We start from the raw sequence: 12583 nt of genomic DNA on the forward strand, positions 1-12583 counted from the left end.
GAATCAGTAAGTCTTCCAGTTCATATCAGTTTCACTGTCTGGCAACGTGGAGAACGGGTTGGGCAAAGCAGCAAAACTTGAATTCGTTCGACGCATCGTACCCTTGGCGCTATGCCTGTTGGGTGTGATCGGTGGATATTTTTTCATGTCCATCCTTAGCAGCCTGCTCTGTATTGTTGCCGGAGCCGGCATTTATGCTGCCTTGCCACGTCCAACAATGCCTTCCGGTGCCGTCAAGCCGATTTCCAGACCGTCTATTCCGGTGCTGGATGCGATCGGGTTCGGATTTGGCGTTGTGTTTTTTCCACTCGCATTCATCGGTATGAGCATCTGGAGCGGAGCTGCAGCGCTGTTAGCACTGATGTGTTTGTTACCCGCCTGCCTGTCGATGGTGTTTTTCACAGTTGCCGTGCGGCAGGACACTTCCTGGGTCCGCTTCTTTGGCAACGGGTTTGAATTCACGCAATTCGGTTTGCGTGTTCGCGTCCCTTATGAAGATGTGAAAACGATAGAGATCAAGCTTTGGCAGGCTTCCGGCTGGGTCGCTTGGTTTCAGTCGACAATCGGGTCGGCAGGGCCGCGTAAGGCCGTGTTGCTCAACGGTGCTGAAAGCACAAAAACGCTTGTTTTCAAACGCAACGACAGCGCGACTTTCACAATCTCTTCGGAGCTTATTCCAGACCTGCAGCGTGTGCTTATCAGTATTGACCGAGCCGGTATGGAACTTCCTGATGGCATAAGCGACCTTCAGCGCAAGAAAATTCGACGCAAGCGAGAGCGCATGTATGGCGGAGCGCCGGAAGACGAGCCTGTGATTGAAGAAAAACAGGTTGCCCGGATCGCGGCGTTGATTGAGCACGCAAGACGCGGCGGCAGTTGAGGCTGGATTTTCAGGTGACCGTCCATGATGGTTTCCGCTTTTCAAAAAACGCAGAAATGCCTTCCCGGGCTTCCTTTGTTTCCCAGGTGTCTGCCAACCTTCGCACCGTATCTTCGATCACGGTTTGCGAAATGTCAGGACCCAAGGACCGGGCAAGTGCCTTTGAGGCCGCGATGGCTGACGGGGCCGCTGAAAGATAGGGTTTCACTTCCCGCTCTACGGCGGCATCCAGGTCTTCTTCGCTGACGGCGATCCTCGCAAGGTCGAGGGCAACAGCTTCCTTTGCACCAAAGATGCGAGCCGACATAAAGACCCTGCGTGCCTTGCCCTCTCCCATACGCGCCAAAACATAGGGGCTGATGGTCGCCGGGATGAGGCCAAGACGCACTTCGGTCAGCCCGAACTTTGCGCTCTCGACAACGACAACCGTGTCGCAGACACTCATCATACCGATGCCGCCGCCAAAGGCCTGACCCTGCACGCGGCCGATCAATGGTTTCGGCATTTCATTGAGACTTTTGAGCATCATGGCAAGTTTGCGCGCCTCGGCCATCCGCTTTTCACGGTCCGCTTCGAATTGCTCGCGCATCCAGCCGAGATCGCCCCCGGCACAAAAACTGCCGCCAGCGCCTGTGAGGACAACAACACGGACATTGTCATCGGATCCCAAGTGCTTTGCAGCATTGCTCAGGTCTTCGATCATGGCAGCCGACAGCGCGTTGTGCTTGTCGGGGCGGTTCAATTTGAGTGTCGCCACACCGCGTTCGTCAACTGACAGCGACAGGGTTTCATAGCTCATGTGTCCGCGCTCCGCAGGTTCTGTGCAAATTCTGAAACCTCCGCCAGCAAGTCGCGGCGAATGCCGGTTTCAAAGCCGTTGCCGTCCATCAGGTCGACAACGGCTTCCGTCGCGACGTTTCCCTTGGCTCCCGGCGCATAAGGGCAGCCACCGAGGCCGCCAATCGCGCTGTCGAAAGTCCGAAGACCTTTTTCCAGACTTACGCTGATGTTCTGAAGAGCTCGAGCTTTGGTGTCATGATAGTGCCCGGCGAGTTTGTCAGCCGGTACATGGACCAAGACAGCATCGAGCATTTGTCCGATTGTCTCGGGTGTCCCTGCACCAATTGTGTCGCCAAGCGAGACTTCATAACAGCCAAGCTCAAAGAGCGCGCTGGCAACTTCAGCAACCTTTTCAGGTGGTGTCGGCCCGTCATAGGGGCAGTCGGTCACGCAGGAAACATAGCCGCGAACGGGCATCTCGTCATGATGAGCTTTCTCGAGCAGAGGCTTGAACCGTTCGATACTCTCGGCGACGGAGCAGTTGATGTTCTTTTTCGAAAACCCTTCGGACGCGGAGCCGAATATGGCCACTTCATCCGCCGAAGCTTTCCGGGCAGCCGTGTAGCCCTTCACATTCGGTGTCAGTGCCGAATAGACCACGGCGGGATGCCGATAGATCCCATCCATGACGTCTTGTGCATCGGCCATTTGGGGAACCCATTTGGGACTGACGAAGCTGGTCACCTCGATCTTGCGAAACCCGCAGGCGGAAAGCCGATCAACCAATTCGATTTTCTGATCAGTCGGCACAAACGCTTTTTCATTCTGAAGGCCGTCACGCGGGCCCATTTCAAAAATGGTGACGAATTCGGACATATCTGGGCTCGAAGTACCTTTTGGGAGTGGGGCTGCTTATTTCGGTGAAAAGTCATCTGAACGGGAGAAGCACCTGCCAGGCGCTGTAACGTGCCTTACGTCTCCTCCTCTGCCCGCGCACGCAATGCGCGGCGGATAACTTTGCCAGTCGTCGTCAGCGGCAACGAATCGACAAATGCAATTTCGCGCGGATATTCGTGAGCCGCCAGACGTGTTTTGACGAAGTTGGTAATGTCTCTCGCGAGTGCTTCCGAAGGGTCGATACCGTTTTTCAGAACTACATAGGCCTTGACGATTTCAGTGCGTTGCGTATCGGGTTTGCCGACGACACCTGCCATTGCAACGGTAGGATGCTTGATCAGGCAGTCTTCGATCTCACCTGGTCCGATACGGTAACCGGAGGACGTGATGACGTCGTCGTCCCGTCCGACAAAACGCAACCACCCGTCGGCATCGCAAAGACCCGTATCACCGGTCAAAAGCCAGTCTCCGGCAAACTTCTTTTCTGTCGCTTCCGGATTGTTCCAATAACCGAGAAACATGACGGGATCCGGTCTTTTGATGGCAATATTGCCGAGTGTCCCGGCAGACAGCTCAATACCCTCATCGTCCACAATGCCGACCTGATGGCCGGGCACCGCTCGGCCCATGATGCCGGGCCGGGAGTCCATGAGCTGTTTGCAGCTTGAAACGACCATGTTGCATTCGGTTTGACCATAGAATTCATTGATTGTCAGACCGAAGGTCTTCTTGCCCCAGTCGATCAGTTCAGCGCCCAATGTTTCGCCCCCAGATGCGACGGAACGCAGATCAAGTTTCCATTGTGCCAGCGGGTTCTCGAGTTGACGCATCATTTTGAGCGCCGTAGGCGGCAGGAAGGCATTGCGGATTTTCTGGTCCTGCAGGAGCTGAAAAGCGGCATCCGCGGTAAATTTTCTAAATCTGCATGCAACAACCGGCACACCAAGATAGAGCGCCGGCATCAGAACATCCAGAAGGCCGCCGATCCAGGCCCAGTCTGCAGGCGTCCAGATCCGGTCTCCAGGTTGCCCGAGAAAGTCATGACTCATTTCAACGCCCGGCAAATGTCCAAGCAGAACCCGATGACCGTGCAGTGCACCCTTGGGCTGGCCCGTCGTGCCGGAGGTATAGATGATGATTGCCGGGTCGTCCGGCGAGGTGTTAAACGCTTCGAATGTGTCTTCATGGCCAGCCATGTGGCTTGCCAGATCCTGCGCGTCACCGGTTTCACCGTCGACGCAAAAAACAGTGGTCAGTTCGGGCAACCGGTCCCGCAAGTCTGCCAGTTTTGCGGCACCATCCCGATCTGTTACGACGACTTTCGCACCGGAATCGCGTAGCCGGTATTCCAGAGCCTCTTCGCCGAACAGCGTGAACAGCGGTATGGATATGGCGCCAAGTTTCAAAGCGGCGATGTGGGCGTAGGCTGTTGCGGGGCGTTGCGGCAGCAGGACCCCTATCCTGTCGCCCGGTTGCATGCCCTGGCTTTTCAGAAGATTGGCGAGCTGGTTGGACAGCCTTTGCAGATCCGCATAGGTGTAACTCGCGATATCGCCGTCTTCGTTGACAAAGACCAGGGCTTCGCGGTTCGGTTCTTTTTCGGCCCACACATCGCAAATCGCGACACCGATGTTGAAGCGCTCTGGAATGTCCCAGTCGAACTTCTCAGTCAGGTCATCGTAGCTTCTGGCATCATGCGGCAGCATCGGCTTCCTCCGCGAGTGCAAGCAGAACGGTTCCGTCGGTTACCTGTTCGCCTTCCGCAACCAGAACCTCACCTACGATGCCGTCGCGAGGGGCCTTCAGTGTGTGTTCCATCTTCATGGCCTCAAGAATGAGCAATGGCTGATCCTTGGTCACTGTGTCGCCTGCGCTTGCACTGAGCACTTTCACCAGTCCGGGCATGGGGGCAACCAGCTTGTCATCTGTGCTGCCTGCATCTTCGTCCGTGCTGAGGGCATCGGGCAGGCCGACCGGAAACGCGAAACCATTCAGGAAGACCGTCAGGCCCTTGCTGTCTTCAACGACAACCGCGCGGGCACGATGGCCTTCACAGTCATAGGTGATGGAATTGCCGCTGACCTCAATCAGGGAATAGTTGCGGCTGCCGTCGGCCAAGTGCACGGCAAACCGGTTTTGTCCGCGTGCGTGAACTTCCACATCGCAGCGGTCTCCGCCGATTTCCAGAAGAGCGAATTGCCGGGACGCACTCCATATTCGCCATCCTGCCAAAGTTTCAAAAGGGTCGTTGCCAACGACAGGGCGTGTCAAACCAAGGGATGTCAGCGCGGCCAGGGCAACGGCATCCTCAGGCACTGCCGGTTCGTCGATGAGCTGGTCCAGATCGCGATCTATGAGACCCGTGTCAACGTCTCCTGCGGCGAACCCCTTGTGCCTGCAGAGCGCGGCCAGGAAAGCAGCATTGGTTACGCAGCCTGCAACTTCGGTTGCCTCTAGGCTCGCCAGCAGTTTGCCAAGCGCAGCTTCCCGGGTTGGTCCGTGCACGATGATCTTGGCAATCATCGGATCATAGAAGGGGCTGATTTCGTCCCCGGCACGCACTCCGGCATCGACGCGTGCGCTGTCTTCGGGAAGCGAAAGATGCTCGAGCGTTCCGATGGCCGGCAGAAAGCCCTTGGGCGCGTCTTCTGCATAGAGTCTCGCTTCGAAGGCCCAGCCATTGAAGGAGAGATCTTCCTGCGCCTTCGGCAGGTGCTCACCCGAGGCAACACGAAGCTGCCATTCCACGAGATCCACGCCGGTGATGAGTTCGGTCACCGGGTGCTCAACCTGAAGGCGTGTGTTCATTTCCATGAAATAGAACCGGTCGGACCGGAGACCTTCAGACACGTCTGCAATGAATTCGATCGTGCCCGCGCCGGAATAGTCAATTGCCTTTGCCGCCTTGACGGCAGCTGCACCCATGGCCGAACGCATGTCGCCGGGCATGTCGGGTGCGGGCGCTTCTTCAATGACTTTCTGGTGCCGGCGCTGCAGGGAGCAATCACGTTCGAACAGGTGCACCGCGTTGCCGTAACTGTCGCCGAAAACCTGGAGTTCGATGTGTCGCGGCTTGGTAAGATATTTTTCGATCAGCACTCTGGCATCACCGAAACTGGCTTCGCCCTCACGTTGCGCGCCTTCGAGAGCAGCAGCAAAGTCATCAGGGGCATCCACGCGGCGCATGCCTTTTCCACCTCCACCTGCGCGGGCCTTGATCAGAACCGGGTATCCGATTTCATCCGCTCGGTCTTTCAGGAACATCAGGTCCTGATTGTCCCCGTGATAGCCGGGCACAACCGGTACGCCGGCCTTTTCCATCAATGCCTTGGCAGCATCCTTCAAGCCCATGGCGCGTATGGAGTGTGCACTTGGTCCTATGAAGACAATTCCTGCCTTGTCCAGTTCTTCGACAAAGCCCGGATTTTCGGAGAGGAAACCGTAGCCCGGATGTACTGCTTCAGCACCGCTTTGGCGGCACACATCGACAATTCGATCGATCCTCAGATAGCTGTCCGCAACAGGTGCCGGCCCGATCCAATAGGCCTCATCGGCCATGGCAACGTGCTTGGAACCTGCATCGGCATCCGAATAGATTGCGACCGTCTTGATGCCGAGCGTTTTGGCTGTTTCCATGACCCGGCACGCAATTTCACCGCGATTGGCAATGAGAATTTTCTTGAACATCAGTCTTCCGCCCTCCCAAGCGCGGCCAAGAGATGACGATGATTTTCTTCGCTGAAGGCGACGAGGATGACGGACCTGATATTCAGATGGTCGACCAACGATCTCGTTATCGCAGCGGTTGCAATCTCCGCGGCACGATCCGCAGGATAGCCATAAACGCCGGTTGAGATCGACGGGAAGGCAATGCTTTCGCAAGCGTTCTCTGCAGCAAGTCGCAAACTCGTTTCATAGCAGCTGGCCAAGAGTTCAGCTTCGCCGTTTTTGCCGCCTTGCCAGATAGGACCGACGGTGTGGATCACGTGCCTGGCGGAGAGCTCATATCCTCCGGTAATCTTTGCCTGACCGGATTCGCAGCCATTGAGTTTGCGGCATTCTTCAAGCAATCGTGGGCCTGCAGCGCGATGGATCGCTCCATCGACGCCGCCGCCCCCGAGGAGACTTGTATTGGCGGCGTTGACGATTGCATCGACGGAAAGACGGGTTATGTCGCCGATACGTGTTTCGATGCGGCTTAGAGAGCGGGACACGTCATCGCGATTTTGCAAATCTTCAACAAGCTTGAACCGTTCGCAGACGAGTTCCATCTCCCGGGCAAAGCCGCCATTGCGTTCAAAATAGGTCTGATGATCTCTCTGCCATCCGGCAAGATCGTCATTTTCGCCCTCGGCAAGGGCAAAGTCTTCGCCAACGTCACAAAAGCGGGTGATCGTCACATCGACGGTTTCAATGACAAATGCCGGCGTACCATCCCAATTGAGCGCAATGTCGCGGCGACCAACTGCAGGAAGGGCTTCATCTCCGTTCTGAAAGTCTCGCAAGGCGCCGCAGGTAGCTGTTTTCTTTCCTTCGCGAACCAGCGCGATGAGCTGGTCACTCAGGTTTTTGCTGTCGCCGAACTTGAAGGTTTCAGCGCCGGGATACTTCTGTTTCAGATCATCAATGAACATCATTCAGCTCCCGGCACTTTTCTGTGCCTGCAAAAATCTCTGCACATGAAAGGCGATAGCTTCAGGAGCGTCTTCCTGCATCAGATGTCCCGCATTGGGGATTGAGACGAAACTGGATCCAGGGATCATTGCTTGCAATTCGTGCCCTCGGTCTATCGGGATCCATTCGTCTTTCTCGCCCCAGAGGATCTGTACCGGGCAACGGATCTCCGGGTATCGGTCCTGGACCTCATCCGTGTAGCACTGGTCCATCTGGGCGATCTGGCGATAAAAGGCGGCCTGCCTTTCTGCGCCGATCCACTGATCAGCATAAGGGGTCAAAACCTCGGGGCCTGCCTTGTGATGCATTGCCGATTGCAGATAGGCGGGCAGAATTGCCTCGTGCATGTAGCTGGGCATGTCGGCAAAGGCGGTCTCATGGTGTTTCACATGTTGCACCAGAGGTGAGCCCCACGGCCTCAGGGCGACCGGATCAATCAGTGTCAGGCTGTTGTAGTCGACGGCATCGATCAGGTGCGCGCGCAGTGCGGTCGCTCCGCCGAAGTCGTGTGCGACGACATCGGGCCGGTCCAGCTTCCAATGTTCTGTCAGTGCGGCAAACAGGCGATTTTGAATGCCAAGCGATACGTCACCATCTGGCCGGTCTGAATTGCCGTAACCCAGCATGTCATAAAAAAAGACCTTGTGGTTGTGTGCCAGCAAGGGAGCCAGTCTTGACCATTCATGAGACCAGAACGGCGTGCCGTGCATCATCACAAGAGGTGCGCCCACACCTAGGCTGCCCCAGCGGATTGCATGGCCTTCAAAGTCAAATGTCTGCGGTGTCTGCCAGGTCATGATCCATCCTCACATTCTGAACAGGCCGAACCGGGTATCTTCAATAGGGGCGTTCAGCGCCGCAGACAGTGACAAGCCGAGAACGTCGCGGGTTTTTCGAGGGTCAACGATGCCGTCATCCCAAAGGCGTGCCGTCGCATAAAGCGGGTGTCCCTGTTCTTCGAACTGGTCGACGATGGGTTGTTTGAACGCCCGCTCTTCTTCCTGGGTCCAGCTGCCACCTTTGCGCTCGATGCCGTCGCGGCGAACGGTGGCCAACACGCCTGCGGCCTGTTCTCCCCCCATCACCGAAATTCGTGAATTGGGCCAGGTCCACAAGAAGCGGGGCGAATAAGCTCTGCCGCACATGCCGTAGTTGCCTGCGCCGAAGGAACCACCGACCAGCATCGTGATTTTTGGAACCGAAGTCGTTGCGACGGCAGTGACAAGCTTCGCGCCATCTTTCGCAATCCCGCCGCTCTCATATTTCTGACCGACCATGAAGCCAGTAATGTTCTGCAAAAACACAAGTGGAACCTTGCGCTGAGAGCAGAGTTCAACGAAGTGCGCACCCTTAACGGCACTTTCTGAAAACAACACGCCGTTGTTGGCGATGATGCCGACCGGCATTCCGTGAATGTGGGCAAAACCGCAGACCAGCGTGGTGCCATAACGGGCCTTGAACTCGTCAAAGCGCGAGCCGTCGACGACGCGCGCAATGACTTCACGGATGTCGTAGGGCGTTTTCAGATCGGCCGGGACAACACCAAGGATTTCGTCGGGGTCGTAGAGCGGATCTTCCGGCGTTTGCATGGCAACGGTGGAGGACTTCGTCCGGTTCAGGCTGGCAATAGACCGACGGGCAAGAGCGAGGGCATGGGCATCGTCGCGCGCCAGATGATCCGCCACACCGGACAGACGGGTGTGCACGTCTCCACCGCCAAGGTCTTCTGCCGTGACTTCTTCGCCCGTCGCGGCTTTGACCAGAGGAGGGCCGGCCAGAAAGATTGTGCCCTGGTTTTTAACAATGATGGTCTCGTCAGACATGGCCGGTACATAAGCACCACCTGCGGTGCACGAGCCCATCACGACTGCTATCTGGGCAATGCCTTTCGATGACATCTGGGCCTGATTGTAGAAAATTCTGCCGAAATGGTCCCGGTCGGGAAAGACCTCATCCTGATTGGGCAGGTTGGCACCGCCGCTGTCCACCAGATAGATGCACGGCAAATTGTTCTCAGCGGCAATTTCCTGAGCGCGTAGGTGCTTTTTCACGGACATCGGATAATAGGTGCCGCCTTTGACCGTCGCGTCATTGGCAAGGATCATCACTTCCTGACCTTCGACACGACCGATCCCGGCGATCATCCCTGCAGCTGGTGCTGCGCTGTCATACATTTCGTGCGCGGCAAGCATGCCCACTTCCAGGAAGGGAGACCCCGGATCGAGCAAACGCGAGACACGTTCACGCGGCAAGATCTTGCCTCTTGAAAGATGACGTTGCCGTGCATTCTCACCGCCGCCGTCGAGTGCGGTCTGCGCAGCGAGCTTGACCGAGTCCATGGCTTTTTCATGGGCTTCACGGTTCTGCGCAAACTGTGCACTCTTTGGCGAGAGGCTCGATTTGAGGATGCTCATGTCACCCGGTCTCCCTTTGGGATGTGTCCTGATCTGGCGCGACTGCCTTGCGCACCAGTTTGAGATAGAGATCTTCAATGTCCTTTTCGGACAAATGGCCGCCTTCGCGGTACCAGGCTGGAATGCCGGTCAGCATCGCGATGATCGCTCTCGTCGCAACCTTCGCATCGTCCACCGCATAGCGTCCCAGTTCGCCGCCACGCTCCAGGATCTGCGTCAGGATTGCTTCATAGCGGCGGCGCTCGACTTCAACGAGTTTGAAATTCTGAGGTTCGAGATTGCGCAGCTCCATATAGGAGATGAACACTTCGTCCGCGCGTTCCAGGTGGTAGCGGATATGGAAGCGGACAAACCTTTCCAGCGGGTCCATCTTCTCCTCAACGGATGCGTTGTCCCAGGCAGCCAGCAGTTCGGCCATGTGGGTCAGCATCAGGTCTTTGAGAATGTCCTGCTTGGTCGGAAAGTGATTGTAGAGCGCGCCTGGCCTGACGCCGACATCGGAAGCGATTTCACGCATGGAGACAGCTGCATAGCCTGACGCGGCAAACCTTCGAAGCGCGGCATTGCGCACACGCGCGGCGGTTTCCTGGCCTTTGGCCCTTGATTGAGGCCGGACAGTCGTCTCTGCAGCAGTGTGTGCCATTTGTCCTCCAACACTGTAAATAAATGAACGATCATTCATTTTCAAGAGAATTCTGACGAGAAGTCGCCGCCGGCTGAGATAAATCATTGCGAAGCCGGGGGTCTGTCAAAAAACTTACATGGATAAACTGTTCACAGACACTGAGCGTTTTGCCGTGATTGCCAAAGGGACCGATTGATGACCGATACCGACGCAAAAACCTGGGTTGAGGCCGAATGGGCCGACAGCCTCGATGAAGAAATCGAAATGGAGATTGACGATAACCTGATCGCAAAAGATCTCGCGTTCATCTCCGACAAGAAGCACAAGTCGTCGATTAGCCGGAATACCTATTTTCACGAATTGCTTCGAATGCAAGCCGAGCTGGTCAAGCTTCAAGACTGGGTCCAGCATACCGGCAAGAAGATCGTCATTGTGTTTGAAGGGCGGGATGCCGCCGGCAAGGGCGGCGTGATCAAAAGGATTACACAGCGCCTCAATCCGCGGGTTTGCCGTGTCGTTGCCTTGCCGGCGCCGACGGAGCGCGAAAAGAGCCAGTGGTACTTCCAGCGGTATGTCCCGCACCTTCCGGCCGCCGGTGAAATCGTGCTCTTCGATCGCTCGTGGTACAACCGGTCGGGCGTGGAGCGTGTCATGGGATTTGCCGACGAAAACCAGGTCGAGGAGTTTTTCAATGATGTGCCTGAATTCGAACGCATGCTCGTGCGGTCCGGAATAACGCTGATCAAATACTGGTTCTCCATCACGGATGAAGAACAGCAGCTGCGCTTTTTGATGCGTGTCCATGATCCACTGAAACAGTGGAAGCTGTCACCGATGGATCTGGAATCGCGTGTGCGCTGGGAAGACTACACCAAGGCCAAGGAAGACACGTTTGAACGCACCAACATTCCAGAAGCCCCCTGGTTTATCGTCGAAGGCAACGACAAGAAGCAAGCGCGCCTGAACTGCATCAACCACCTTTTGTCGATGCTGCCTTATGAAGAGGTGCCACATGATCCGGTTGTGCTGCCAGAGCGGCGTTACAATCAAGACTATGAGCGCAAGGTTTTGCCTGAACATCTCTATGTCCCGGAGAAATTCTGATCAGGCCTGCCTCCTTTCAGTGAAGCGCTCCAACATGCAAGTGTGCCGATGGTGCGGTTGGCATTCCTGCGGGGACCTCTTCACGCAACCGCGCATTGTCAGCAAGGCCGGCAGACGGCATACAGGAGTCGATAAGCGAAAAGAGCGGGCGAACCGGATTTTCGCCCAACGACCGATGCCGTGACAGGAGAATTGAATTTGGCAGACAAGATCAGATGGGGAATTGTTTCGACGGCTAAGATCGGCGTCGAGAAGGTCATTCCGGGTATCCAACGGTCTCAAACCGGAATTGCCGCCGCGATCGCTTCGAGGACGCTGGACAAGGCACAGGAAACGGCCAAGGCGCTTGGAATTGAAAAAGCTTACGGTAGCTATCAGGATCTTCTGGCCGATCCTGACATTGATGCGATCTATAATCCGCTACCCAACCATATGCACGTGCCCGTCACGATCCAGGCGGTGAATGCCGGCAAACATGTTTTGTGCGAAAAGCCGATCGCGCTGAATGCCGACGAAGCGCAGCAGTTGCTTGAACTTCCAAAAGACAAACTGGTCGCCGAAGGCTTCATGGTGCGTGCTCACCCTCAATGGATCAGAGCACGGGAGATTGTGCGGTCCGGTGCCTTGGGTGAACTCAAGGCCATCCAGGCCTTTTTCAGCTATTTCAATGCCGACCCGGGCAATATCCGAAACAACGCTGACATCGGCGGTGGTGCGCTCCTCGATATCGGCTGTTATACAATGCTGGCAGGCCGCTATTTCTTTGATGCGGAACCAACCCGAGTTGTCTCATTGATCGACCGCGACCCTGAATTCGGCACGGATCGAATGACCAGTGCCCTGTTGGACTTTGGACAGAACAGGCATCTCAATTTTGTCGTATCGACCCAGCTGACGCCTTATCAGCGTTTTCAGCTGGTTGGCACAAAGAAGCGTCTTGAGATCGTGATCCCGGTAAATGCGCCTCAAGGCGAACCGGTTGAGTTACGTCTCGATGACGGGTCTGCATCGGGGGATCGATCGAGTGTATCAGAGACCATCGCGGCCAGTGACCAGTATGCTGAGCTTGTCGATGTGTTTGACCGTGCCATAACGGGCGAAACACCTTTGACGTTTGGAATTGACGACGCGATTCAGAACATGAAGATCCTGGATGCTCTTTTCGCGTCGGCAGATCGTGGAAGCTGGGTAGACCTTGAAAGGTAAGTT

11 protein-coding genes and 1 pseudogene are annotated in these 12583 nt (G+C 56.1%); 3 read left to right on the forward strand and 9 right to left on the reverse strand.

The annotated features are described in order from the left end of the window. Positions 1-145: 145 nt before the first annotated feature. On the forward strand, positions 146-880 hold the full coding sequence (locus Q0835_RS18635) for a hypothetical protein (protein ID WP_298817176.1): 735 nt from the start codon (positions 146-148) through the stop codon (positions 878-880). A gap of 10 nt (positions 881-890) precedes the next feature. Here Q0835_RS18635 and Q0835_RS18640 read toward each other — a convergent pair whose 3' ends face one another. The 9 genes and pseudogenes from Q0835_RS18640 to Q0835_RS18680 all read right to left on the reverse strand — a co-directional run bounded on the left by Q0835_RS18640 (position 891) and on the right by Q0835_RS18680 (position 10288). After that, the gene (locus Q0835_RS18640) at positions 891-1679 is read right to left on the reverse strand and encodes a crotonase/enoyl-CoA hydratase family protein (RefSeq protein ID WP_298963692.1); all 789 of its coding nucleotides are present in this window, start codon (positions 1677-1679) and stop codon (positions 891-893) included. Continuing rightward, complete coding sequence (locus Q0835_RS18645; RefSeq protein WP_298817172.1) at positions 1676-2536, reverse strand: hydroxymethylglutaryl-CoA lyase; 861 nt, start codon at positions 2534-2536, stop codon at positions 1676-1678. The genes Q0835_RS18640 and Q0835_RS18645 overlap by 4 nt, the downstream gene beginning before the upstream one ends. 95 nt (positions 2537-2631) lie before the next feature. Next, positions 2632-4263: an acyl-CoA synthetase gene (locus Q0835_RS18650; protein ID WP_298963693.1), complete on the reverse strand. Its 1632-nt coding sequence runs from the start codon at positions 4261-4263 to the stop codon at positions 2632-2634. After that, the gene (locus Q0835_RS18655) at positions 4250-6244 is read right to left on the reverse strand and encodes an acetyl/propionyl/methylcrotonyl-CoA carboxylase subunit alpha (RefSeq protein ID WP_298963695.1); all 1995 of its coding nucleotides are present in this window, start codon (positions 6242-6244) and stop codon (positions 4250-4252) included. Before Q0835_RS18655 ends, Q0835_RS18650 begins: the two co-directional genes overlap by 14 nt. Further along, a complete protein-coding gene (locus Q0835_RS18660; RefSeq protein WP_298963734.1) occupies positions 6244-6771 on the reverse strand; it encodes an O-acetyl-ADP-ribose deacetylase in 528 nt (175 codons plus the stop codon). The genes Q0835_RS18655 and Q0835_RS18660 overlap by 1 nt, the downstream gene beginning before the upstream one ends. 33 nt (positions 6772-6804) lie before the next feature. Then, a pseudogene (locus tag Q0835_RS18665) lies at positions 6805-7194 on the reverse strand (ASCH domain-containing protein); the annotation flags it as partial. Next, positions 7195-8028: an alpha/beta hydrolase gene (locus Q0835_RS18670; RefSeq protein WP_298963697.1), complete on the reverse strand. Its 834-nt coding sequence runs from the start codon at positions 8026-8028 to the stop codon at positions 7195-7197. A 9-nt stretch (positions 8029-8037) separates the two neighbouring features. Beyond that, the gene (locus Q0835_RS18675) at positions 8038-9645 is read right to left on the reverse strand and encodes a carboxyl transferase domain-containing protein (RefSeq protein ID WP_298963699.1); all 1608 of its coding nucleotides are present in this window, start codon (positions 9643-9645) and stop codon (positions 8038-8040) included. A gap of 1 nt (position 9646) precedes the next feature. Then, positions 9647-10288 (reverse strand): TetR/AcrR family transcriptional regulator, encoded by a 642-nt coding sequence (locus Q0835_RS18680; RefSeq protein ID WP_298817162.1) that lies wholly within the window; start codon positions 10286-10288, stop codon positions 9647-9649. Positions 10289-10465: 177 nt separating this feature from the next. On the opposite strand from Q0835_RS18680, the gene ppk2 reads away from it, so the two are divergent. Together ppk2 and Q0835_RS18690 are read left to right on the forward strand one after the other, a co-directional pair. Next, the gene (ppk2, locus tag Q0835_RS18685) at positions 10466-11374 is read left to right on the forward strand and encodes a polyphosphate kinase 2 (RefSeq protein WP_298817160.1); all 909 of its coding nucleotides are present in this window, start codon (positions 10466-10468) and stop codon (positions 11372-11374) included. Positions 11375-11572: 198 nt separating this feature from the next. Further along, a complete protein-coding gene (locus Q0835_RS18690; RefSeq protein ID WP_298963702.1) occupies positions 11573-12580 on the forward strand; it encodes a Gfo/Idh/MocA family oxidoreductase in 1008 nt (335 codons plus the stop codon). Positions 12581-12583 lie beyond the last annotated feature (3 nt).

Source organism: uncultured Roseibium sp. (assembly GCF_947499295.1).
GTDB lineage: Bacteria > Pseudomonadota > Alphaproteobacteria > Rhizobiales > Stappiaceae > Roseibium.

Excerpts from the sequence above, each read along its gene's own strand:
- Q0835_RS18645 (WP_298817172.1), bottom strand. The coding sequence starts at position 2,536 with ATGTCCGAATTCGTCACCATTTTTGAAATGGGCCCGCGTGACGGCCTT.
- Q0835_RS18650 (WP_298963693.1), bottom strand. The coding sequence starts at position 4,263 with ATGCTGCCGCATGATGCCAGAAGCTACGATGACCTGACTGAGAAGTTC.
- Q0835_RS18670 (WP_298963697.1), bottom strand. The coding sequence starts at position 8,028 with ATGACCTGGCAGACACCGCAGACATTTGACTTTGAAGGCCATGCAATC.
- ppk2 (WP_298817160.1), top strand. The coding sequence starts at position 10,466 with ATGACCGATACCGACGCAAAAACCTGGGTTGAGGCCGAATGGGCCGAC.
- Q0835_RS18680 (WP_298817162.1), bottom strand. The coding sequence starts at position 10,288 with ATGGCACACACTGCTGCAGAGACGACTGTCCGGCCTCAATCAAGGGCC.
- Q0835_RS18655 (WP_298963695.1), bottom strand. The coding sequence starts at position 6,244 with ATGTTCAAGAAAATTCTCATTGCCAATCGCGGTGAAATTGCGTGCCGG.
- Q0835_RS18675 (WP_298963699.1), bottom strand. The coding sequence starts at position 9,645 with ATGAGCATCCTCAAATCGAGCCTCTCGCCAAAGAGTGCACAGTTTGCG.
- Q0835_RS18640 (WP_298963692.1), bottom strand. The coding sequence starts at position 1,679 with ATGAGCTATGAAACCCTGTCGCTGTCAGTTGACGAACGCGGTGTGGCG.
- Q0835_RS18635 (WP_298817176.1), top strand. The coding sequence starts at position 146 with ATGTCCATCCTTAGCAGCCTGCTCTGTATTGTTGCCGGAGCCGGCATT.